This is a genomic window from Pseudomonas cavernicola (assembly GCF_003596405.1).
GTDB classification, from domain to species: domain Bacteria; phylum Pseudomonadota; class Gammaproteobacteria; order Pseudomonadales; family Pseudomonadaceae; genus Aquipseudomonas; species Aquipseudomonas cavernicola.
Genome location: NZ_QYUR01000002.1, coordinates 1,614,151 through 1,638,126 on the forward strand (window position 1 = coordinate 1,614,151; position 23,976 = coordinate 1,638,126).

The 23,976-nt window shown below is 62.6% G+C and carries 16 protein-coding genes; 11 read left to right on the top strand and 5 right to left on the bottom strand.

Annotation, left to right across the window (positions count from 1 at the left end; all coding sequences use genetic code 11):
- Positions 1-166: 166 nt before the first annotated feature.
- Complete coding sequence (locus tag D3879_RS07890) at positions 167-1,969, bottom strand: acyl-CoA dehydrogenase (RefSeq protein ID WP_119953496.1); 1,803 nt, start codon at positions 1,967-1,969, stop codon at positions 167-169.
- A 214-nt stretch (positions 1,970-2,183) separates the two neighbouring features.
- Between D3879_RS07890 and D3879_RS07895 the strand changes: the two genes are divergently transcribed.
- Positions 2,184-3,035, top strand: coding sequence for a 23S rRNA (adenine(2030)-N(6))-methyltransferase RlmJ (locus D3879_RS07895; RefSeq protein WP_119953497.1), 852 nt, complete (start codon positions 2,184-2,186; stop codon positions 3,033-3,035).
- A gap of 172 nt (positions 3,036-3,207) precedes the next feature.
- Here the strand turns inward: D3879_RS07895 and msrA are convergent, their stop codons facing one another.
- Together msrA and D3879_RS07905 are read right to left on the bottom strand one after the other, a co-directional pair.
- Positions 3,208-3,855, bottom strand: coding sequence for a peptide-methionine (S)-S-oxide reductase MsrA (gene msrA / locus D3879_RS07900; protein ID WP_119953498.1), 648 nt, complete (start codon positions 3,853-3,855; stop codon positions 3,208-3,210).
- A 163-nt stretch (positions 3,856-4,018) separates the two neighbouring features.
- The gene (locus tag D3879_RS07905; RefSeq protein ID WP_119953499.1) at positions 4,019-6,715 is read right to left on the bottom strand and encodes a putative bifunctional diguanylate cyclase/phosphodiesterase; all 2,697 of its coding nucleotides are present in this window, start codon (positions 6,713-6,715) and stop codon (positions 4,019-4,021) included.
- Between the two features lie 76 nt (positions 6,716-6,791).
- On the opposite strand from D3879_RS07905, the gene D3879_RS07910 reads away from it, so the two are divergent.
- Complete coding sequence (locus D3879_RS07910) at positions 6,792-7,319, top strand: hypothetical protein (RefSeq protein WP_119954924.1); 528 nt, start codon at positions 6,792-6,794, stop codon at positions 7,317-7,319.
- A gap of 932 nt (positions 7,320-8,251) precedes the next feature.
- Here D3879_RS07910 and aceF read toward each other — a convergent pair.
- Together aceF and aceE are read right to left on the bottom strand one after the other, a co-directional pair.
- Positions 8,252-9,868: a dihydrolipoyllysine-residue acetyltransferase gene (gene aceF, locus D3879_RS07920; protein ID WP_119953501.1), complete on the bottom strand. Its 1,617-nt coding sequence runs from the start codon at positions 9,866-9,868 to the stop codon at positions 8,252-8,254.
- 11 nt (positions 9,869-9,879) lie between these two features.
- Entirely contained in the window at positions 9,880-12,528 is a 2,649-nt protein-coding gene (aceE, locus tag D3879_RS07925) for a pyruvate dehydrogenase (acetyl-transferring), homodimeric type (RefSeq protein ID WP_119953502.1), read from the bottom strand.
- A gap of 234 nt (positions 12,529-12,762) precedes the next feature.
- Between aceE and glnE the strand changes: the two genes are divergently transcribed.
- The 9 genes from glnE (at position 12,763) to D3879_RS07970 (ending at position 23,913) form a co-directional block, all read left to right on the top strand.
- Positions 12,763-15,708, top strand: a complete 2,946-nt coding sequence (gene glnE / locus D3879_RS07930) for a bifunctional [glutamate--ammonia ligase]-adenylyl-L-tyrosine phosphorylase/[glutamate--ammonia-ligase] adenylyltransferase (RefSeq protein WP_119953503.1) — start codon at positions 12,763-12,765, stop codon at positions 15,706-15,708.
- A gap of 109 nt (positions 15,709-15,817) precedes the next feature.
- Entirely contained in the window at positions 15,818-16,741 is a 924-nt protein-coding gene (locus tag D3879_RS07935) for a branched-chain amino acid transaminase (RefSeq protein ID WP_119953504.1), read from the top strand.
- 183 nt (positions 16,742-16,924) lie between these two features.
- A complete protein-coding gene (waaF, locus tag D3879_RS07940; protein WP_119953505.1) occupies positions 16,925-17,962 on the top strand; it encodes a lipopolysaccharide heptosyltransferase II in 1,038 nt (345 codons plus the stop codon).
- On the top strand, positions 17,959-19,020 hold the full coding sequence (gene waaC, locus D3879_RS07945) for a lipopolysaccharide heptosyltransferase I (RefSeq protein ID WP_119953506.1): 1,062 nt from the start codon (positions 17,959-17,961) through the stop codon (positions 19,018-19,020). The genes waaF and waaC overlap by 4 nt, the downstream gene beginning before the upstream one ends.
- Entirely contained in the window at positions 19,020-20,144 is a 1,125-nt protein-coding gene (locus tag D3879_RS07950; protein ID WP_119953507.1) for a glycosyltransferase family 4 protein, read from the top strand. Before waaC ends, D3879_RS07950 begins: the two co-directional genes overlap by 1 nt.
- Positions 20,141-20,989: a lipopolysaccharide core heptose(I) kinase RfaP gene (gene rfaP / locus D3879_RS07955; protein WP_119953508.1), complete on the top strand. Its 849-nt coding sequence runs from the start codon at positions 20,141-20,143 to the stop codon at positions 20,987-20,989. Before D3879_RS07950 ends, rfaP begins: the two co-directional genes overlap by 4 nt.
- Positions 20,982-21,719 carry a lipopolysaccharide kinase InaA family protein gene (locus D3879_RS07960; RefSeq protein ID WP_119954925.1) on the top strand — a complete coding sequence of 246 codons (738 nt, stop codon included), beginning with the start codon at positions 20,982-20,984 and terminating at the stop codon, positions 21,717-21,719. Before rfaP ends, D3879_RS07960 begins: the two co-directional genes overlap by 8 nt.
- Positions 21,716-22,462: a lipopolysaccharide kinase InaA family protein gene (locus D3879_RS07965; RefSeq protein ID WP_119953509.1), complete on the top strand. Its 747-nt coding sequence runs from the start codon at positions 21,716-21,718 to the stop codon at positions 22,460-22,462. Before D3879_RS07960 ends, D3879_RS07965 begins: the two co-directional genes overlap by 4 nt.
- Positions 22,459-23,913 carry a lipopolysaccharide kinase InaA family protein gene (locus D3879_RS07970; RefSeq protein WP_119953510.1) on the top strand — a complete coding sequence of 485 codons (1,455 nt, stop codon included), beginning with the start codon at positions 22,459-22,461 and terminating at the stop codon, positions 23,911-23,913. The genes D3879_RS07965 and D3879_RS07970 overlap by 4 nt, the downstream gene beginning before the upstream one ends.
- Positions 23,914-23,976 lie beyond the last annotated feature (63 nt).

Consider the following 23,976-nt stretch of genomic DNA (forward strand, 5'->3'; position numbering starts at 1 on the left):
AGGTGCGGCGTATGCAGTACCCATGCCAGAGGATTCTAACCTGTGCCTTGATCAGCCTGTCAAAAAAACGCCCCGCACAGGGCGAGGCGTTGATTACGCGGGTTACAGAAAATGTAGGGTGGGTGAAACCCACCGACGATGCCATCAGGCATCGTCGGCGAGGGGACTAGAACCAAGAGTCCTGCATCGTCAGGCAGGTGTCGTCGCGGCTTTCCAGGAGTGCCAACTCGTGGTGACAGCTCGGTACTTCCCAGGTCAGGAAGTAGCGTGCGGCTTGCAGCTTGCCCTTATAGAAGTCGACGTCAGCGGCGTTACCTTTGGCCAGCCCTTCTTCGGCGCGGATCGCTTGTTCCAGCCAGCGCCAGCCAATCACCGCGTGGCCGAAGGCCTTGAGGTACAACGCCGAGTTGGCCAGGCCTTGGCTGACCTTGCCTTGGGCCAGATCGCCGAGCAGTGCCAGGGTGACGCTGGACAGGTGCGTTAGCAGCTTTTCCAGTGGTGCACGTAGCGCATTCAGCGAGTCGTACTGGCTGGCGCGCTGGCATGTGCCCTGGATCAGTGCGTTGAGCTGCTTGAGTCCGGCGCCGCCGTTCTGCGCGAGCTTGCGTCCGAGCAGGTCGAGCGACTGGATGCCATGGGTGCCTTCGTGGATCGGATTCAGGCGGTTGTCGCGGTAGTACTGCTCCACCGGGTATTCGCGGGTGTAGCCGTGGCCGCCGAGGATCTGGATCGCCAGCTCGTTGGCCTTCAGGCAGAACTCCGAGGGCCAGGATTTGACGATCGGAGTGAGCAGGTCAAGCAACTCATGGGCCTGCTTGCGGGCGTCCTCGGTTTCCAGGGTCTGGGTGTCGTCGAACAGGCGCGCGGCGTACAGGCCGAGGTCGAAAGCGCCTTCGACATAGGCCTTCTGGGTCAGCAGCATGCGTTTCACATCGGCGTGCTGGACGATGCTGACCGGCGGCGTGGTCGGGTCTTTGCTGTCCGGTAGGCGGCCTTGCGGACGCTCGCGAGCGTAGTCCAGCGAATACAGGTAGCCGGCATAGCCGAGCATCACCGCGCCCATTCCGACGCCAATGCGCGCCTCGTTCATCATCTGGAACATGTAGGCCAGGCCATGGTGCGGCTTGCCCACCAGATAACCGACACACTCACCGTTATCACCGAAGTTCAACGCGGTGGAAGTGGTGCCGCGGTAACCCATCTTATGGAACAGACCGGCGAGGATCACGTCGTTGCGCGGGCCCAGCGAGCCATCGGCGTTGACCAGGAACTTCGGCACGATAAACAGCGAGATGCCCTTCACCCCGGGCGGTGCGTCCGGCAGCTTGGCCAGCACCATGTGGACGATGTTCTCGGACAACGGATGGTCGCCGCCGGAGATGAAGATCTTGTTGCCGCGGATGCGATAGCTACCGTCTTTTGCGGGCTCGGCGCGGGTGCGGATATCCGACAGAGAGGAACCGGCGTGCGGTTCGGTCAGGCCCATGGTGCCGAAGAAGCGGCCCTCGATCATCGGCTGCAGGAAGCGTTGCTTCTGCTCGTCGCTGCCGAAGGTCTCGATCAGGTTGGCCGCACCCATAGTCAGGAATGGGTAGGCCGAGCTGCCGACGTTGGCCGCCTGGAAATGCGCAAAGCAGACCTGCGACAGCAGGGTCGGCAGCTGCATCCCGCCTTGCTCGAAGCTGCGGGTGGCATTCAGGAAGCCGGCCGCGAGGAAGGCGTCGACCGCCGGTTTGACTTCCGGAATCAGTACGGCGGCACCGTCGACATACTCAGGTTCGTGCTCGTCGCCCTTGCGGTTGTGCGGGGCGAAGAATTTTTCCGCAATGCTGCGTGCCGTGCCGATGGCGGCGTCGAAGGTTTCGCGGTTGTGCTCGGCGAAGCGCTTGCGCTGGGTCAGGGCTTCGGCGTCCAGTACTTCATAAAGCTCGAAGGCCAGGTTGCGGGAGCTGAGCAGGGTCTCGGACATGCGGCATACCTCCAATGGGATCGCTGGAGTCTAGATCGGTGAATGAACGGCGCCTAGCAACATCCAGGGGAGTGATGAAGGGGCAAAACCCACTGGCGAGCGGGTCAAGGGTCTTTGTAGGAGCGAGCCCTGCTCGCGAATGCAGGCAACTGAAAAGCTTCGCGAGCAAAGCTCGCTCCTACGGTAGAATTCGCCGCCTCGCGAGGAGCCTTCTATGAACTACCGCCACGCCTTCCACGCCGGCAATCATGCCGATGTTTTCAAGCACTTGGTGTTGTCCCGTCTGATCGCCCTGATGGGGCGGAAAGAGCAGCCGTTCGCCTACCTCGACAGCCATGCGGGTGTCGGCCTGTACGATCTCAAGGGTGACCAGGCCAGCCGGACCGGCGAGTGGCTGGAGGGGATCAATCGCATGTGGGAGGCCGCCGATGTGCCGGAGCTGGCCGCCGATTACCTGCGCGTGCTGCGCGAGCTCAACCCGGGCGGCGGCCTGCGTTACTACCCGGGCTCGCCCGAGCTGGCGCGCCAACTGACGCGGCCGCAGGATCGTCTGCACTTGAACGAGAAACACCCGGAAGATGGCCGCCTGCTCAAAGATAATATGAAGCACGACCGCCGCGTCGCAGTGCACCTGGGCGAAGGCTGGCACATTCCGCGGGCGTTGCTGCCGGTGGCCGAGAAGCGTGCGTTGATGCTGATTGACCCGCCCTTCGAGCAGGTCGATGAGTTGCAGCGCTGCGCGCAAGCGCTGAAGGAAGCGATCAGCCGCATGCGTCAGACGGTGGCGGCGATCTGGTACCCGATCAAGGATCAGCGCCAGCTCAAGCGCTTTTATAACGACCTGGCCAAGAGTGGTGCGCCCAAGTTGCTGCGTGTCGAGTTGTACGTGCATCCCGTCGACAGCGCCGAGTTTGGTCTGAACGGCTCGGGTCTGGTCATCGCCAGCCCGCCCTGGGGGCTGGAAGAAGAGCTCAAGCAGCTACTGCCCTGGCTGGCCGAGAAACTGGCGCAAACCCAGGGCGGCTGGCGGATGGATTGGTTGATCGAGGAAAAGGCGGGCGGTTGACCTAATGCCAGTCAGTTAGGCATTCACTTCCCCTCTCCCTAACCCTCTCCCGTAAACGGGAGAGGGGATAAAAGCGCTAACTGGCTGGCATTAGGCGATTGAGCACTCGGCAAGGCCTTGTTCACGACTGGTCGGGCGGGTTAATCGCATTGTGACAAATCCGCCCTTTGTCTCAAGCCGGCAGGCAAACTCCGGTGCCGCCCAGGCCGCAATAGCCGGCTGGGTTTTTCGCCAGGTACTGCTGGTGATAGGCCTCGGCGTAGTAGAACGGCGGCGCCTCGGCGATTTCGGTGGTGATCGGGCCGAAACCGGCGGCTTCGAGCTGGCTCTGGAACAAGGCCTGGCTGGCTTTGGCGGCGGCCAATTGGGCCGCGCTGGTGCCGTAAATCGCTGAGCGGTACTGGGTGCCGATATCGTTGCCTTGACGCATGCCCTGGGTCGGGTTGTGCGCTTCCCAGAACACCTTCAGCAGCGCGTCGTAGCTGGTTTCGCGCGGGTCGAAACCCACCAGCACCACTTCGGTGTGCCCGGTCAGCCCGGAGCAGGTTTCATCGTAGGTCGGGTTCGGCGTCTGGCCGCCGGCGTAACCCACCGCGGTCGTCCACACGCCCGGTTGTTGCCAGAAGTGCCGCTCGGCGCCCCAGAAGCAACCCAGGCCAAAGATCGCTTGTTCGAGGCCCGCCGGGAAAGGGCCCTGCAGCGGATGGCCGTTGACGAAGTGACTGGCCGGCACCGGCATTGGGCTGTCACGCCCCGGTAAGGCCTGTTCGGCGCTCGGCAGGTCGAGTTTGTGGGCGAGAATTTGCGAACGCAGAACCATGATCTTTTCCTCAGCTGGGCTGGATGGGCAGCTTATAGCTTATCCCTTTGGCGGATAAAGCGAGTCGGGCTGACCGATAGACACCAACACGCTTCAGCGATCACAGGGCGCGTAGGGTGGACGACGCTTTACTCATCCGCCGGACAATCTGCCAGGCGGCGGATCAGCTCCCCGTTCGGCACGGGTAACGCCGCAGGCTTTCCAACAGTTCGCGGCCGGCGATGGGCTGGTCAAACAGATAGCCCTGGCCAATGTCGCACTTGTGCCGGCGCAGGAAGCTCAGTTGTGCGGCGCTCTCGATCCCTTCAGCGACCACCTTGAGCTTGAGGTTATGCGCCATGGCAATCACCGCGGAGGTGATCTCCATATCGTCCTGGCTGTCCGGGATGTCCTTGATAAAGCTGCGGTCGATCTTGATCACGTCGATCGGGAATTTCTTCAGATAGCTGAGCGACGAATAGCCGGTGCCGAAGTCATCCATCGCCAGGGTCAGGCCGAGGCTCTTCAGGCGGCTGAGTTGCTGGCGGGTGTCTTCGGTGGCTTCCAGCAGCAGGCTTTCGGTCAGCTCCAGTTCGAGCAATTGGGCCGGCAGTTGTTCTTCATGCAGGATGGCGGCGATCGAGCCGACCAGATCCGGGTCGGAGAACTGTTTGGGCGACAGGTTGATCGCCACCTGCAAGGTGCCGAGGCCGAGCGTCGTCAGTTGTTTGCTCATGCGGCAGGCCTGGCGCGCCACCCACTTGCCGATAGGGATGATCAGCCCGGTGTCTTCGGCCACGCTGATGAACTGATCCGGGCTGATCATGCCCTTTTCCGGATGGTTCCAGCGCAGCAAGGCCTCCAGCCCCAGCAATTGGCCATTCTTCAGGCATAGCTTGGGCTGGTAGAACACTTCGAGCTCGTTCTGCGTCAGCGCGCGGCGCAGGTTGTTCTCGACGAACAGTTTGTAGTTGGCCTCGGCATTCAGTGCTTCGGTGAACACCTGCCACTGGTTCTTACCATTGGCCTTGGCTTTATGCAGGGCCAGGCCGGCATGTTTCATCAGGGTGTGCGGGTCCTGTCCGTGCAGTGGCGCGCAGGCCAGGCCGACCGAGCCGGTGACGCTGATCAGTTGGTTGTCGACGAACAGCGGTTTATCCAGGGTTTGCAGGATTTGCCCGGCGACCCGTTGGCCGGTCGCCACATCGCTGTTGTCGAGCAGCAGGGCAAACTCGTTACTGGCGAAGCGCGCCAGGCTGCCGTTCGGGCTCAGGCTGTTGCGCAGCCGCCGCGCCAGGCTCATCAGCAGCTTGTCGCCGGTCTGGTGGCCGAGGCTGTCGTTGATTCGTTTGAAGTTGTCGATGTCCACCAGCAGCAGGCTGATCGGCTGGTCGCTGGTGCGGGCGAAGCGTTCTCCCAGGCTGCGGATAAACGCCGGACGGTTGCCCAGACGCGTGAGGTTGTCGGTATAGGCCAGGCGCTCGATGCGCTGCTGCGCCAGCTTGCTCTGGGTGATGTCTTCGTAGATGCCGATGTAGTGGGTCAGCCCACCGTCTTCGCCGTAGACCTTGGAGATCGACAGCTGGCCCCAATAGGGCTCCAGGTTTTTGCGTCGGCTGCGGAATTCGCCTTGCCAGCTGTTGTGTTGGGCCAGGTTGGAGCGCGCATCGAACAGTAGGTCGTTGAGGTTCTCCAGTGCGGGTAGCTCGGACATGCGCCGGCCTTGCACCTCGTCGGCGCTGTACAGGGTGATCGCGGTGAAGCTGGGGTTGACGTATTCCACCAGGCCATCGCGATCGACCAGCAGGAAGGCGCTGGCGCTCTGTTCGACGGCACGGCGGAACAAGTGCAGCTCGCTGCTAGCGCTGCGCCGCTGCTGGTTGGCCAGGGCGTGGGCGAATTGATCGGCCAGCTCGCCAGCGAAGGCAACTTCGTCGGCCTGCCAGACCCGTGGTGTCCCGATGTGTTCCAGGCACAGCACGGCAACCACCTCTCCACCGACGCGGACGCTGGCATCGAGCAGGGCGTTGATCCCTCGTGGCTTCAAATGGTTTTCCGCTAGTTCGCGGGTGCGCGGGTCCCGCAGGGCGTTGTGCGCATCGATCGCGCGGCCGCTGTGCAGGGCAGCCAGATAGTGGGGGTATTGGCTGGCGTCGAGCGCCTCGGGTAGTTCGTGATGGCCCGGCTCGAGACAGTACAGCGCCACTGGCTCGAGCCTCTCCTGGCGCAAATGCCAAATACTGGCGCGGGCTACTGCATAGGTCTCGCAGGCGGCCTGGGTAATCAGCTCGGCGGCTTCTCGCAGCGGATCGTGAGAATTGTAGCGATGCTGCGCCAGGCGCACGATCAGGTTTTGCTGCGCACGCGAACGGACCAGGTGTTGCAGGTGTTCTTCCTGAGAGCGCTGGTACAACTCCAGGGACGCTTGCAGGCGACTGTTCTGCGCTAGCAGCTCCGTTTGTTGCGGTCGCTCGCTGGGGAGGGCGGGCCCGTCCGCCGCCAGCAGATAGCCGCGCAGCAGCTGCCGGCCGCGCTGCTTGAAGGGTTCGCCAAGCTCCAGCAGGTGCAGCGCGCCGTGCGGTGTATGCAGGGTGTAGCGCACCTGGTAGTGCGGGCTGTCGCACAGTTGCAACTGGATCGCATCGTGCAAGTGGTAGCGCGCCTCGGGCTCCATCAGGCTGGCATAGGGCGAGCCGATCAGCCCGCAGAGTTCGCTGGCGGCGAGACCCAGTTGGCGTTCGCAGGCAGGGTCGAGAAACAGCAAGGCCCAACTCGCCTCATTCAGCCGCTCGAAACGCAACATGCCGAGCCGCGAGGGCACTGGCAACTGCGTCACAACCTCGACCGCCGGACGGCTGGCGGCATCGGTATGGCTTTTCATCGGGCGACTCGCTTCCAGTATGCTGATCGAGTGGGGCCATGACCCACTTCACTATAGCGCTGGGCAAGGGTGCATCATGCGATCGAGACTGACAAGGCGGCTGGGAGCTTTGGCGATATTCACTACATTGCTGGCCACGCCGGCGCTGCAGGCGGCTGAGCCAGCGGCACTCAACGGTGCGGAGCAGGCGCGCTTTTTGAGCGAGTTGAAACGCTTCTACAAGACGACTGATGAGCGCAAAGCCTTGCTGGCCCACAGCAATGAGCTGCTGAACCGCTATGCGGTGCGCGCGGCCTATCAGGTCGGCCAGAGCAATCGGCATGATTTGGTTTACCAGCTAAACGTCAGTGGCCCGGGCGAACTGATGGTCCATGAGCAAACCCGCGCTGCGCAGGGCATGGCCCTGGTGGTGCGCAATCAGCGCTTATCGGTGTTCGGCCTCGATCCCTATATCCGTTACGACTGCCCGTTGACTGGGCAGGTATGTGTGCTCATGAACCCGGCCGATGGCGGCCCGTGGTTGAGTATCAGGCGTGACCATGACGGCGCCGCGGAACTGGCCAAGGCGCTGTCCTTTCTGTTGCGTAATCTGCAGAAAGGCTAGGGTAGAGGTTTTTAGCCTTAAGAAGACCGTCTGCCGGGCCCCGGTTTTGGGCGCTTCACGGAGTTTCGGGGTGGCGGTTAACGCCGGATAGGTCAGAGGGTCGCAAGAGCCCTGCTGTTTGTTGGCCTTGAAGCCGTGCCCGGGCACTTTATCGCGCTGGCTGATGCTTCTGGTTGCGCCCCCTCGGGCGCCTCACTTTTCTTTTTATGCGAAAAGAAAAGTAAGCAAAAGAAAGCGCCCCCCGACATCCGGGCCTTCGCTACGCTCAGCCTCCCCTCCCTCCGGCACTGCTTCGGCGGCACGCCACGAAGGGACGTCCCTGTCCCTTCGTGCCTCGCTCGGCGTCCTGCCTCGGCAATTGCTCCCGGCATTGCCCTACCTCCTGCATCCATGCAGTCGTCGCGTCCCCCTCCGCAGTACCTCCACTCGGCCTCCTGACGGGGATTCGGGGTGTCGCCTGCAAGTCGTATGAAAACCTGAAGCCTCCTGCTGCCTGGTGGATTTGTACATAAGCTCGGGCGGGGACAGCGCCCCTTCAGGAGGCCGAGTGGAATCGTTGTGGAGGGGGTTGAGCGGCAGGGATGCCGCGAGAGCCGCGATGGGCCAGGGATGGCCCTTCGCGGCGGGCCCCTGGAGCAACGATGGAGCGAGGGAACCCGCCGCAGGCGGGCCGGATGCCGGGGCAAGCGCTTTGGGTTACTTTTCCCGCGGCTGGGAAAAGTGACTCGCCCAGCAGGGCGAAACCGGACTGTCAGCCAGCACGGCAAGCGCCCAATGACACCAAACGACAAGACAACACCCTCTTGCCTAACCGGTGTCAATCCCTATCGTCCCCAGTAATTCGTGGAACCCCGTTTTTAGCCGCAAAAAAAACCCCGCCAAAGGCGGGGCTGAGGTACGAGCGTGGCATGCTCGAAAGTAAAACTTAAGCTTTACAGCAACAGCGTGCGGATATCCCCCAGCACGTCGCCGAGGCGCTTGGTAAAGCGCGCGGCGGCGGCGCCGTTGATCACCCGGTGGTCATAGGACAGCGACAACGGCAGCATCAGCTTGGGCTGGAACGCCTTGCCATCCCAGACCGGCTGGATAGTGGCTTTCGACACCCCAAGGATCGCCACTTCCGGCGCATTGACGATCGGCGTGAAACCGGTGCCGCCAATGTGGCCGAGGCTGGAGATGGTGAAGCAGGCGCCTTGCATGGCGTCGGCGGAGAGCTTTTTGGTCCGGGCTTTTTCCGCCAGTTCGGCGGCTTCGGCCGCCAGTTGCAGCAAGCTCTTCTTGTCGACGTCCTTGATCACGGGCACCAACAGACCTTCCGGGGTGTCCACGGCAAAGCCGATGTTGACGTACTTCTTGCGGATGATGGCCTTGCCCGACGGTGCCAGCGAACTGTTGAAGTCCGGCAGTTCCTTGAGCAGGTGCGCGCAAGCCTTGAGCAGCAGCGGCAACACGGTCAGCTTCACGCCGGCTTTCTCGGCCACGGCTTTCTGCGCGACGCGGAAGGCTTCCAGTTCGGTGATGTCGGCCGAATCGAACTGCGTCACGTGCGGAACGTTCAGCCAACTGCGGTGCAGGTTGCTGGCGCCCACTTGCATCAGGCGGGTCATCGGCACTTCTTCGATTTCACCGAAGCGGCTGAAGTCGACCTCTGGGATCGGCGGAATGCCCGCGCCACCCGTTGCGCCGGCCGGTGCTTCCTTGGCCTTGTGCATCATGGTTTTGACGTACGCCTGCACGTCTTCTTTCAAGATGCGCTCGTGCGGGCCGGTGGCGCTAACGGCCGCCAACTCGACGCCAAACTCGCGGGCCAACTGACGCACGGCGGGGCCAGCGTGAACTCGGCGCCCCTCGCGGCTCGGTGCGCCAACCGGCGCCGGCTCGGTTTTGGCGACCGGGGCTGCGGCTGCCGGTACTGGCGCCTCGGCTTTGGCCGCAGGTGCAGGTGCGGGTGCGACTGGCGCTGCAGCGCCAGCTACCCGGAGTTTCAGAATCAAGTCGCCGGTGCCGACCTCGTCGTCCAGCTTGACGCTCAGGCTTTCCACCACGCCAGATGCCGGCGAAGGAATCTCCATGCTGGCTTTGTCCGATTCCAGCACCAGCAGCGACTGATCCGCTTCAACCGTGTCGCCGACCTTGACCAGCAATTCGATGATCTTGGCTTTGCCGGATGAGCCGATGTCTGGGACGTGAATGTCCTGCACCGATTCAGTCGCAACGACAGCCGGGGCAGCCGCCGGCTCTGCAGCTTTGGCCGGGGCAGTAGCGGGTGCGACCTCGGCTTTTGGCGCGGCAGCGGCAGCCGGTGCCGCGGTGGCGCCTTCGACTTCGAGCTCCAGCAGTTCGTCGCCTTCCTTCAGGCGGTCACCCAGTTTCACTTTCAGGCTCTTGATCACCCCGGCCTTGGGCGCGGGGATTTCCATGCTGGCTTTGTCCGACTCGAGGGTCAGCAGGCTCTGGTCGGCCTCGATACGATCACCGACTTTGACCATCAGCTCGATAACTTCACCCTCACCGCTGCCGATGTCGGGTACGCGAATTAGTTCACTCACAATGCGTCTCCTCAGCAGTCCAGGGGATTAGGTTTTTCCGGGTCGATGCCGAACCTGGCGATGGCCTCGGCCACCACCTTGGGTTCGATGTCGCCACGGTCGGCCAGGGCTTCCAGGGCTGCGAGCACGACCCAATAGCGGTCGACCTCGAAGAAGTGTCGGAGCTTCTTGCGGCTGTCGCTGCGGCCGAAACCGTCAGTGCCGAGCACCTTGTATTCCTTGCTCGGGACCCACTGACGGATCTGGTCGGCAAACAGCTTCATGTAGTCGGTGGAGGCGATGACCGGGCCCTGGCGGCCGCTCAGGCACTGCTCGACATAGCTCTGCTGGGGCTTCTGTTCCGGGTGCAGGCGGTTGCGCCGCTCCACGGCCAGGCCTTCGCGGCGTAGTTCGTTGAAGCTGGTGACGCTCCACACATCGGCGCCGACGTTGAACTCTTCCCGCAGGATCTTCGCCGCTTCGCGCACTTCCCGCAGGATGGTGCCGGAGCCGAGCAACTGCACGTGGTGGGCCGCCTCTTTCTTGTCGTCTTCCAGCAGGTACATGCCCTTGATGATGCCTTCCTCGACACCGGCCGGCATGGCGGGCTGGACATATGCCTCGTTCATCACGGTGATGTAGTAGAAGACGTTCTGCTGCTCTTCGATCATCTGCCGCGTGCCTTCGCGGATGATCACCGCCAGCTCGTAGCCGTAGGTCGGGTCGAAAGTGCGGCAGTTGGGGATGGTCGAAGCCAGGATGTGGCTGTGACCGTCTTCGTGCTGCAAACCTTCACCGTTCAGCGTGGTGCGCCCGGCCGTACCGCCGATCAGGAAGCCGCGGGTGCGACTGTCGCCTGCGGCCCAGGCCAGGTCGCCAATGCGCTGGAAGCCGAACATCGAATAGAAGATGTAGAACGGCAGCATCGGCTGATTGTGGCTGCTGTACGAGGTGCCGGCGGCGATGAACGAGGACATGGCACCCGCCTCGTTGATGCCTTCCTCGAGGATCTGCCCCTTCTTGTCCTCGCGGTAGAACATCACCTGGTCCTTATCCACCGGCTCATACAGCTGGCCGACCGAGGAGTAGATGCCGAGCTGGCGGAACATGCCTTCCATGCCGAAGGTACGCGCCTCGTCCGGGATGATCGGCACTATGCGCGGGCCAAGTTCCTTGTCCTTGACCAGTTGCGAGAGGATCCGCACGAAGGCCATGGTGGTGGAGATCTCGCGGTCGCCGGAGCCATCGAGGATGGCCTTGAGGGTGTCCAGCGGTGGCGTCGGGATGCTGAAGCTGTTGGCGCGGCGCTGCGGCACGAAACCACCGAGGGCGCTGCGGCGCTCGGCCAGGTAACGGGCCTCGGCGCTGCCTGGCTCGGGTTTGAAGAACGGCAGCTTCTCCAGCTCTTCGTCTTTGATCGGGATATCGAAACGGTCGCGAAACAGCTTCAGGCTCTCGACATCGACCTTCTTCACGTTGTGCGCGATGTTCTTCGCTTCGCCGGCACCGGTGCCGTAACCCTTGATGGTCTTGGCCAGGATCACGGTCGGCTGACCCTTGTGATTGACCGCCTGGTGGTAGGCCGCATAGACCTTGTAGGGGTCGTGGCCGCCCCGGTTGAGTTTCCAGATCTCGTCGTCGGAGAGGTCTTCGACCATCTTCAGCAGTTCCGGACGCGCGCCGAAGAAGTTTTCCCGCACGTAGGCGCCGTCTTTGGCTTTGTAGTTCTGGTACTCGCCGTCCACCACCTCATCCATCCGGGCCTGCAGCAGGCCGGCCTCGTCCTTGGCGAACAGCGGATCCCAGAAGCGGCCCCAGACCACCTTGTTGACGTTCCACTGGGCGCCACGGAACACGCCTTCCAGTTCCTGGATGATCTTGCCGTTGCCGCGCACCGGGCCGTCGAGGCGCTGCAGGTTGCAGTTGACCACGAAGATCAGGTTGTCGAGGTTCTCGCGGCCGGCCAGAGAGATGGCGCCGAGAGCTTCCGGTTCGTCGCACTCGCCGTCACCGAGGAAGCACCAGACCTTCTGCTTGCCTTCCGGGATGTAGCCGCGGTGCTCCAGGTACTTCATGAAACGCGCCTGGTAGATCGCCTGGATCGGGCCAAGGCCCATGGACACGGTCGGGAACTGCCAGAAGTCCGGCATCAACCAGGGGTGCGGATAGGACGACAGGCCCTGGCCATCGACTTCCTGACGGAAATTGTCCAGCTGCTCTTCGCTGATCCGCCCTTCCATAAAGGCGCGGGCATAGATGCCGGGCGAGACGTGGCCCTGGAAGTAGATCAGGTCGCCGCCATGCTCTTCGGTCGGCGCCTGGAAGAAGTAGTTGAAACCGATGTCATACAGGGTCGCCGAGGACGCGAAGCTGGAGATGTGACCGCCCAGATCCGGGTCCTTCAGGTTGGTGCGCATGACCATGGCCATTGCGTTCCAACGCACCAACGAGCGAATGCGGCGTTCCATGAACAGGTCGCCAGGCATGCGTGCTTCGTGGGTGAGGGGGATTGTGTTGCGATAGGGCGTAGTGATCGCATAGGGCAACTGCGCACCGCTGCGGGTGGCCAGTTCGCCCATGCGGGTCATCAAATAGTGCGCGCGGTCTTCACCTTCACGGTCGAGGACGGATTCAAGCGCGTCCAGCCATTCCTGGGTTTCGACGGGATCGAGGTCTTGCATGGCTTGCTCCAGGGCGGAAAGGCTTCCAGAATCGGGAGCCTAGGTTCGCGGCCGGCCTTTTGGGCGGGCGACGTGAATTCTTGGATTTACCGGGGGTAGGACCGGCCTCGTGTAGTTTTACTACAAATCGACGGCCGTTTCAGCCCCCTCGACACATTCTTTAGTAGTAAAACTACAAGGTTGCGACAGTTGGCGGGTTGAATCGCCAGCAGTACGCCGATCACAGGATAGATCATGAGCCTGCCCTCGCTCGCCGCTTTGCCGGCTTCGTTTGAGTCTTTTGTCAGTCGTGCGCTGCAGTCGTTTCGCGCCGCGGTCGATGATTTGTCCCCGCAAGCTACGCAGCGTCTGGCCGCTTGGCCGGTGGCGCGACTGGCGGCGTTCGAGCGGGTGACGGCGGCAAGCGAGTTTGTCATCGAGCAGGCGCTACGTGATCCGGAAATGTTGCTGGCGCTGGCTGACAGCGGCGAACTGGAGCGCTCACTGCAGGCCGGCGAATTGCGCACCCAGTTGAACGCAGCGTTGGCCGAGTGCGCCGATGAAGATGAGTTGGGGCGGCGCCTGCGACGTTTGCGCAATCGCCAGCAGCTACGGATCATCTGGCGCGATATCACCCGCCAGGCTGATCTGCTGGAAACCTGTCGCGATTTGTCCGATTTGGCCGACGCCTGTATCGATCTGGCCTACGAATGGCTGTACCCACGGCATTGCGCGCAGTTCGGCACGCCAATCGGCCGGCGTTCCGGGCAGGTACAGCAGATGGTCGTGCTCGGCATGGGCAAGCTCGGCGCGGTCGAGTTGAACCTGTCTTCGGATATCGACCTGATCTTCGCCTACCCGGAAGGGGGTGAGACCGAAGGGGTGAAGCGCTCGCTGGATAACCAGGAGTTCTTTATCCGTCTCGGTCAGCGACTGATCAAGGCGCTGGATGCGATCACCGTCGACGGCTTCGTCTTTCGCGTCGACATGCGTCTGCGCCCGTACGGCTCGGCTGGTGCGCTGGTGCTCAGCTTCAATGCGCTGGAGCAGTACTACCAGGATCAGGGCCGCGACTGGGAGCGCTACGCGATGATCAAGGCGCGGGTGGTCGGGGGCGATCAGGTCGCCGGCGCGCAACTGCTGGAGATGCTGCGGCCGTTCGTCTATCGGCGCTATCTGGACTTTTCCGCCATCGAAGCCTTGCGCGCGATGAAGCTGCTGATCCAGCAGGAAGTCCGCCGTAAAGGCATGGCCGAGAACATCAAGCTCGGCTCTGGCGGCATCCGCGAAGTCGAGTTTATCGCCCAGGCCTTCCAGCTGATCCACGGCGGTCGCGACCTCAGCCTGCAACAGCGGCCGTTGCTGAGCGTGCTCAGAACCCTCGAAGGCCAGGGCTACCTACCGCCAGCGGTGATCGAAGAGCTGCGCGCCGGCTATGAGTTTCTGCGCTACACCGAGCATGCCCTGCAGGCGATTGCCGACCGGCAGACGCAGATGCTCCCGGACAACCGCGAAGACCGTGCGCGGGTCGCCTTCATCATGGGGTTTGACAGCTGGGAGGCTTTCCACGAGCGGTTGATGTACTGGCGTGGGCGGGTCGACTGGCACTTCCGTCAGGTCATCGCCGATCCAGACGAGGAAGAGGGGGCTGAGGCGGCGGTCTGCGTTGGTGGCGAGTGGTTGCCGCTGTGGGAGGATGCGCTGGATGAAGAGACCGCCTGCCGGCAACTGAGCGAAGCCGGCTTTGCCGAGGCGCAGTCGGCCTGGCAGCGCTTGGCCGGGTTGCGCGCCAGCAATCAGGTGCGGGCCATGCAGCGTCTCGGTCGCGAGCGGCTGGATGCCTTTATTCCACGGCTGCTGGCGCAGGCGGTGGAGCGCGAGAATCCGGATCTGGTGCTGGAGCGGGTGTTGCCGCTGATCGAGGCGGTGGCGCGGCGTTCGGCCTACTTGGTGTTGCTGACGGAAAATCCCAGCGCCTTGCTGCGCCTGCTGACGTTGTGCGCGGCGAGCCCGTGGATCGCCGAGCAGATCACCCGTTTCCCGTTGTTGCTCGATGAGTTGCTTAACGAAGGGCGCCTGTTCAAGCCGCCCTTGGCACCGGAGCTGGCCGCCGAGTTGCGCGAGCGGCTGACGCGTATCCCCGAGGATGACCTGGAACAGCAGATGGAGGCGCTGCGCCACTTCAAATTGGCCCATCGCCTGCGGGTGGCCGCTTCGGAGATCGCCGGAACCCTGCCGCTGATGAAGGTCAGCGACTACCTGACCTGGCTGGCCGAGGCGATCCTCGAGCAAGTGCTGGCGCTGGCCTGGCGCCAGACCGTGGCGAAAAGCGGCACCCCGCGGCGTACCGATGGCAGCTTATGCGACCCGGACTTCATCATCGTCGGTTACGGCAAGGTCGGTGGTCTCGAACTCGGCCATGGCTCGGACCTGGACCTGGTGTTTATTCACGATGGCGATCCGCAGGCGGAAACCGATGGCGCCAAACCCATCGACGGCGCGCAGTTCTTCAACCGCCTGGGGCAGCGCATCATCCATCTGCTGACCACCCAGACCACTTCCGGCCAGCTCTACGAGGTCGATATGCGCCTGCGTCCGTCGGGCGCTTCCGGTCTGTTGGTCAGCTCGCTCGGTGCCTTCCAGCGCTACCAGGAAAACGAAGCCTGGACCTGGGAACACCAGGCGCTGGTGCGCGCGCGCGTGTTGGTCGGCTGTCCACGTGTGGCCGCGGCGTTCGAGCAGGTGCGCGCGCAAGTGCTCGGGCGGGCACGTGACCTCGATAAGCTGCGGGTGGAAGTCAGTGAGATGCGCGCGAAGATGCGCGACAACCTCGGTTCCAAGGAAACGGCCGCCGGCACCGCCGCAAATGCCTTCGAGGCCGCGGCACCGTTCGATCTGAAGCAGGACGCCGGTGGTATCGTCGATATCGAATTTATGGTGCAATACGCCGCCTTAGCCTGGTCGCGCGAGTATCCAGCGCTGCTGCAGTACACCGATAACATCCGCATTCTAGAAGGGTTGGAGCATGCCGGGTTGATCCCAGGCGCAGATGCCACCCTGCTGCGGGAGGTCTACAAGGCCTATCGCGCAGCGGCCCATCGCCTGGCCCTGCAGAAGCAGGCGGGCATCGTCAGCGGCGAGCAGTTTCACCTCGAGCGCCGGGAAGTGATGCGGATCTGGCGCGAGTTAGGGCTGAGTTGATGATTCCGGCGAGCCGTCTGGCGGCTCGCTCAAATTGCCCAAGGGCCGCCACGCGCCGTAGTTTTTATAGGCGACCGTTGGCTGTACAGAATTCTTGAGGAGCAAAATTATGTCGATGGCCGATCGTGATGGCGTGATTTGGTATGACGGCGAAATGGTCCAGTGGCGTGATGCCACCACCCATGTGCTGACTCACACCCTGCATTACGGCATGGGCGTATTTGAAGGCGTGCGTGCCTACGATACCCCGCAAGGCACGGCGATTTTCCGCCTGCAGGCACACACTGATCGGCTGTTCGACTCGGCCCACATCATGGGCATGAAGATTCCGTTCTCGAAAGAAGAAGTCAACGAGGCGACCCGCGCCGCCGTGCGCGAGAACAACTTGGAAAGCGCCTATATCCGCCCGATGGTGTTCTACGGCTCTGAAGCCATGGGCCTGCGTGCCACCGGCTTGAAGGTGCACCTGATCGTCGCGGCCTGGAACTGGGGCGCGTACATGGGTGATGAAGCCCTGCAGGTTGGCATCAAGGTGCGCACCAGCTCCTTCACCCGTCACCACGTGAACATCTCCATGACCCGCGCCAAGGCCAACGGCAACTACATCAACTCGATGCTGGCCCTGCAGGAAGCCATCTCAGGCGGCGCCGACGAGGCCATGCTGCTGGATACCGAAGGCTACGTGGCCGAGGGTTCGGGCGAGAACATCTTTCTGGTCAAGAACGGCGTGGTGTACACCCCGGAGGTCACCTCCTGCCTCAATGGCATCACCCGCAACACCATCCTGGCCCTGGCCGACGAGATGGGCATCAAGGTGGTCGAGAAGCGCATCACCCGTGATGAGGTGTACATCGCCGACGAAGCCTTCTTCACCGGCACCGCCGCCGAAGTCACGCCGATCCGCGAAGTCGATGGCCGGCAGATTGGCATCGGTCGCCGTGGTCCGGTCACCGAGAAGTTGCAGAAAGCCTACTTCGACCTGGTTACCGGCAAGACCTCGGCGCATGCCGAATGGCGCACACTGGTAAAATAAAAGCTGTAAGCGACGAGGCGGATGGGGCGGCCAAGGGCGATGCTTGTCGGCATCGATGGTGGGTTACACCGCCGTCGCGGCTAACCCACCCTGCGGGCGTCGCTTCGCGCATAGGCGTGAGAGAACTTGAATAAGGCTGTGACGGGGAGGCTCTAAGCCTCCCTGATCATTTCCGGAGCTGTGATGAGAATACTGATCGTAGGGCCGAGCTGGGTTGGCGACATGGTGATGGCGCAGACGCTGTTCGAGTGTCTGAAACAACGCCATCCCGAGTGCCTGATCGACGTACTGGCGCCTGAGTGGAGCCGGCCGATCCTTGAGCGCATGCCCGAGGTGCGTCAAGCGCTGAGCTTCCCGCTCGGCCATGGTGTGCTGGATATCGCCACCCGGCGCAAGGTCGGCAAGTCTCTGGCCGGCCAGTACGACCAGGCGATCCTCCTGCCCAACTCGCTAAAGTCGGCGCTTGTGCCCTGGTTCGCGGGGATTCCCAAGCGTACCGGCTGGCGCGGCGAGATGCGCTTTGGCCTGCTCAACGATATCCGCAAGCTCGACCCGGGCCGCTACCCGCTGATGATCGAGCGCTTTATGGCGCTGGCACATGAGCCTGGCGCCGCGCTGGCCACGCCGTATCCGCGGCCGAGTCTGCGAATCGACCCGGCCAGCCGCGAGGCCGCCTTGGCCAAGTTCGGCCTGAGTCTGGATCGTCCGGTGCTGGCACTCTGCCCTGGCGCCGAGTTCGGTGAGGCCAAGCGTTGGCCCTCCGATCATTACGCCAAGGTCGCTGAGCTGAAGATCCGTGCCGGCTGGCAGGTCTGGCTGTTCGGCTCGAAGAACGATTATGCGGTCGGTGAAGACATCCGCTCGCGCCTGATCCCCGGCCTGCGTGAAGAAGCGCGCAACCTCTCCGGCGAAACCTCGCTGGCCGAGGCGATCGACTTGCTGTCCTGCGCTGGCGCGGTGGTCTCCAACGACTCCGGCTTGATGCACGTCGCCGCCGCACTGAACCGCCCGCTGGTGGCGGTTTACGGTTCGACCTCGCCACAGTTCACCCCGCCGCTGGCCGAACAGGTGGAAATCGTCCGCTTAGGGCTAGAGTGCAGCCCGTGCTTCGATCGCACCTGCCGTTTCGGTCACTACAACTGCCTGCGCGAGCTCAAGCCGCGGCCGGTGGTCGAGGCGCTGGATCGGTTGGTCGCAGACCCGATCGAGGTCACTGAATGAGGGTGTTGCTGGTCAAGACTTCCTCGCTGGGTGATGTGATCCATACCCTGCCGGCGCTGACCGATGCGGCGCGGGCGATTCCCGGTATCCAGTTCGACTGGGTGGTGGAAGAGGGCTTTGCCGAGATTCCGGCCTGGCATCCGGCGGTGGCGCAGGTGATTCCGGTGGCGATCCGGCGCTGGCGCAAGAATTTCTGGCAGACCCTGAAAAATGGCGACTGGCGGCGTTTCAAGCGGCGCCTGCGCGAGACCGATTACGACCTGGTGATCGATGCTCAAGGCCTGCTGAAAAGCGCCTGGCTAACCCGTTATGTCAAAGCGCCAGTGGCCGGGCTGGACCGGGCTTCGGTGCGCGAACCGCTGGCCAGCCGGTTTTATGATCGCAGCTACGCGGTGCCCTGGGGGCAGCATGCGGTCGAGCGCGTGCGTCAGTTGTTTGCCCAGGCGTTGGACTATCCGCTGCCCAACTCGGTGGGTGATTACGGGCTCAATCGCGCGCAACTGGCCGATACGCAGGCCAGCGCGCCCTATGTGCTGTTCCTGCATGGCACCACTTGGGACACCAAACATTGGCCGGAAACCTACTGGCGCGAACTTGCCGAACGCATGGGCGCGCTGGGCTGGGCGGTACGCTTGCCCTGGGGTAACCCGGCCGAGAAGGCGCGCGCCGAACGGATTGCCGCCGGCTTGGAAAACGCCGCGGTACTGCCCAAATTAGCTTTGGCAGGAATGGCCAAGGTGTTGGCCGGTGCCCGCGCTTGTGTGGCGGTGGATACCGGCCTGGGGCACTTGGCCGCAGCCTTGGATGTGCCGACCCTATCGCTGTTCGGCCCAACCAATCCGGGCCTGACTGGCGCCTATGGGCGTTCGCAAATTCATCTGGCCAGCGACTTCCCTTGCTCGCCCTGCCTGAAAAAGACCTGTGCCTATCAGCCGACGGCAGAAGATAAGCGCCGGCATGATCTTAAACGCGAGTGGCCATTGTGCTTTACCCGCTTGAATCCACAGCGTGTGGCGACTGAGCTGGAAGCGCTGTTGCTCGCCGAGGAAAGCGTCTGATGCAGTTGGCCTTTGTGCTCTACAAATACTTCCCGTTCGGCGGCCTGCAGCGCGACTTCATGCGCATCGCCTTGGAATGCCAGCGGCGTGGGCATGTGATTCGTGTCTACACCCTGATCTGGGAAGGTGAGGTGCCTGAGGGTTTCGAAGTGCTGGTGGCGCCGGTCAAGGCGCTGTTCAATCACCGCCGCAACGAGAAGCTGCTGGCCTGGGTCGAGGCTGATCTGGCCAAGCGCCCGGTCGATCGAGTGATCGGCTTCAACAAGATGCCGGGGCTGGATGTGTATTACGCCGCCGATGGCTGCTTCGAGGACAAGGCGCAGAACCTGCGCAACTCGCTGTACCGCAAGTGGGGCCGCTATAAGCACTTCTCCGACTACGAGCGCGCGGTGTTTGCGCCGGAGTCTGCAACTGAGGTGCTGATGATCTCCGAAGTGCAGCAGCCGCTGTTCGTGAAGCATTACGCCACCCCGGCGCAGCGCTTTCACCTGTTGCCGCCGGGTATCGCGCCGGATCGCAGGGCGCCGGCGAATGCCGCTGAGATTCGCGCCGAGTTTCGCCACGAATTCAACCTGCAAGACGATGACCTGCTGTTGGTGCAAATCGGCTCCGGCTTCAAGACCAAGGGCCTGGATCGCAGCTTGAAAGCCGTCGCCGCACTGCCGCGTGAGCTGAAAAAGCGCACCCGGTTGATCGTCATCGGTCAGGACGATCCAAAGCCGTTCCTGCTGCAGATCAAGGCGTTGGGGATTTCCGAGCAGGTGCAGATTCTCAAGGGCCGCAGCGATATTCCGCGCTTTCTTCTAGGCGCCGATCTGTTGATCCACCCGGCTTACAACGAGAACACCGGCACGGTATTGCTGGAAGCCTTGGTCGCCGGGTTGCCGGTGCTGGTCACCGATGTCTGCGGCTATGCCCATTACATCGAGGAGGCCGACTGTGGCCGGGTCGTGCCGAGCCCGTTCGAGCAGCAGCGGCTCAATCGTCTACTGATCGAGATGCTCGACGATGCTGAGCAGCGGGCGAGTTGGGCGCGTAACGGCCTGGCATTCGCAGGCGTGGCCGACCTCTATAGCCTGCCGCAACGCGCGGCGGATGTGATTCTGGCGGAGAAACAGGCTTGAAACTGATTTTGGCGGAACCCTTCCAGCGTCTGTGGGCCGGTCGCGATGCCTTCGCTGAAGTGGAGCGCCTTGAGGGCCAGGTCTACCGTGAGCTGGAAGGCCGGCGAACCTTGCGCACCGAGGTCGCAGGGCGCGGCTACTTCGTCAAGATTCACCGTGGCATCGGTTGGGCGGAAATCTTCAAGAACCTGCTGACTGCCAAACTGCCGGTGCTGGGTGCGGGTCAGGAGTGGCGGGCGATTCAGCGCTTGCATGAAGTCGGTGTGCCGACCATGACCGCAGTGGCATACGGCGAGCGCGGCAACAATCCGGCTGGCCAGCATTCCTTTATCGTCACCGAGGAATTGGCGCCGACCGTTAGCCTGGAAGACTTCAGCCTCGACTGGGTCAAGCAGCCCCCGCTGCCGAAACTCAAGCGCGCGCTGATCGCCGAAGTGGCGAGGATGACTGGCGAAATGCACCGCGCGGGCGTCAATCACCGCGATTGCTATATTTGCCACTTCCTGCTGCACACCGACAAACCGGTCACCGCCGATGATTTCAAACTGTCACTGATCGATCTGCACCGGGCGCAAACACGCAGTGCCTTGCCGCGCCGTTGGCGTGACAAGGATCTGGCTGGGTTGTACTTCTCGGCCATCAATATTGGTCTGACTCAGCGTGATAAGTTGCGCTTCCTGCGTGCTTATTTTTATGCAGCAAAGGGGCAGACAGCAGAAGGCCGCCGGCCACTGCGCCAGATTCTGCGCGACGAGGCGCGCCTCCTGCGCTGGCTGGAGCGTAAGGCAGATAAGCTGCTGGCCCGTTATGCCCGCAAATATGCGCCGGGTGCCGGCCATGAGTGAGTGGCGGCTGACCGAGGGCGCATCGGCCGAGCTGGCTGCAATCTTTACCGATCTCGATACGGTATTCGCCTTGCAGGGCGAGAACATCACCAGCGACCCGCTGTCGGAGGTGATCCGCGTCGAATGCCAGGGGCTGCGTTATTACGTCAAGCGTTATCACCGCGCCGGCAAGGGTTTACGCCGTTTTATCGGGCGGCCGCGGGTCAAGGCCGAGTGGCAGAACCTCAAATACTTCGCCAAGTGGGGCATTCCCACCGCGCCCATCGTGGCCTACGGGTTGGAGCGCAAGGCCGGTGCCTTTGTCCGGGGGGCACTGATCACACGTGAGCTTGCCGGTACCGAAGATATGGCCCAGTTGGCGCTGCGTGACGATGCTTGTCTGCGGGATCGCGCGTGGGTGGCGCGTGTCAGTCAGCAGTTGGCCCGGGCTACCCGCGCCCTGCATGAGCGCCACTTCACCCATAACGATCTGAAGTGGCGCAACTTACTGGTCAACAGTCTGGGCGAGCTGTTTCTGATCGATTGCCCGACTGGCAGTTTCTGGTGGGGGCCATTGCTGCGCTATAGGATCATCAAGGACCTCGCCTGCCTGGATAAGGTGGCCAAGTACAAGCTGTCGCGTGCCCAGCGCCTGCGTTTCTATCTGCAATACCGTGGGCGCGAACGCCTGGATGCCGGCGACAAGAAAAGCATTCGACAGGTCGTCAAATTTTTCGAGGGACGTGAATGAAGGATTTCCTCGCCAGCGAAGATCGCGCGCTCCTCGAACGCCATGGGTTGGCTAGCTATGACGCGTTGTGGGCGCTCAAGCTGGAGGCGGTGGACGAGCCGAATGCCGAGCGCGGCGGTTGGAGCTGCGTGTATCGCCTGGATCTGGGCGATGCGGCCTATTACCTCAAGCGGCAGAGCAATTATTTGGGCCGCAGCCTAAAGCACCCGTTCGGTGAGCCGACATTTGCCCGCGAATTTCGCAATATTCAACGCTACCAACAGCTCGGCATCCCGGCACTGCGGGCAGCGTTCTTTGCCCAGCGGCGGGTGGCCGGCGAGCAGTGCGCGCTGTTGCTGACTCGGGCCTTGGATGGCTGGCAGGACCTCGAGCATTGGCTGCAGGGTTGGGCCGAGCGTAGTGAAGCGCAACGTATGGCCATCCTGCGGGCCTGTGGTGGGTTGGTCCGGCGTCTGCACGATGCGCGGCAGGTGCACGGTTGCTTCTATCCAAAACATATTTTTCTACGTGATAACGGCGGTGAGTTTGCCGCGCAGTTGATTGATTTGGAAAAGACCCGACCGCTGTTGTTCGGTGAGCGTGATCGGATCAAGGATCTGGAGCCGCTGCTGCGGCGGGCGAGCAATTGGAATGAGGCGGAGGTTTGCCAGCTGCTCCTCGCTTATGTTGGCTCGGGCGGCGATGTCCAGCGCTGGTGGCAGCGTCTTGGCGCCCGGCGGCAGCACAAGGAGTTGCGCCGGTGACGCTCGAACAACTGCGTAGCGCCGGCCGCACGCCGAACTTGCCGCTGGAATTCAATGTGGCGGGACAGTCGTTACGACTCGACAGCCTGCTGCGAGTGCTGCCGGGTCAGCGCTATGTCGGCCAGGCCGAGTGGCAAGGTCGGCGGGTGCTGGCCAAGTTGTTAATCGGCGGCAAGGCCGCGCGGCATTTTGCGCGTGAAGCCGAAGGCGCACGGTTGCTTGCGGAGCAGGGGCTTTGTACTCCGCAGCTGCTCGATCAAGGCTTTCGCGCAGGCGAGGGCGGCTGGCTGCTATTCGAATTCCTTGCTGATGCCTGCAGCCTGGGCGATGAGTGGCGCAAGTTAGAGTCGCAGCCATTGCTGAGTGATGCCCAGCAGGCGTTGTTGGGCGAAGCCTTGGCGGTGATTGCCCAGTTGCATGGCAAGGGGCTGTGGCAAGACGACTTGCATCTGGACAATCTGCTGCGGCACGGCGCTCAGCTGTATTTGATCGACGGCGGCGGCGTGCGCGCCGAAACGCCTGGCCAGCCGCTATCGCGCGACAAGGTGTTGGCTAACCTGGGGGTCTTTTTTGCCCAGTTGCCGGTCAGCCTGGATGCCTATATCGAAGACCTGCTGGTGTACTACCTGCTGGTCAATGGCGAACACGCTCTGCCGTTGGAGGCGTTACTCAAGGAAGTCCATAAAGTCCGGCGCTGGCGCTTGCGCGATTACTTGCGCAAGGTCGGTCGCGATTGCAGCTTGTTCAGTGTGCGGCGCGGTGCGTTTGGTCTGCGCGTGGTTCGGCGCCAGGACGAAAACTGGTTGGCGCCGCTGCTGGCTGAACCCGATGCCGCCATCGCCGCTGCTCGCCCGCTCAAGCTGGGCGGCTCCTCCACCGTGGCGCGGGTCGAGGTGGACGGCCGCACGTTGGTGGTCAAGCGCTACAACATCAAAGGCTTCATGCACTGGCTAAAACGCTTCTGGCGGCCCAGTCGCGCCTGGCACAGTTGGTGCGAGGGCAATCGCCTGGACTTTCTCGGCATCGCCACGCCCAAACCCCTGGCCATGTTGGAGCTGCGTACATTCTGGCTACGCCGGCGTGCCTATCTGGTTACCGAACACACGGTCGGTGAGGATATAATCGCGCGCTTCAAGCCCTGTCTGGACAATCCGGATGAGGCTGGTTTACCGCCAGAGGCCGAGCTCAAGGCGCTGGATGAGTTGTTTGCGTCCTTGCTGCGTGAGCGCATCAGTCATGGCGATCTCAAGGGGACAAATCTGCTTTGGCAGTCCGGTCGCTGGGCTTTGATCGATCTGGATGCCATGCAGCAACACCACAGCGACGGCAGTTTTACGCCAGCATATGACCGTGACCGAGCGCGCTTCTTGCGCAACTGGCCGGCGGATTCAAGGCTCTTCAAGCTGCTCGATCAACGTTTACCAAAGGCCAGCTTGAAGCCAGAGGCCTGAAGCTGGAAGCAGGAAGCAGGAGCCCGCTCTGGGCTGCGTATATAAACGACTGCTGTTGCTGCA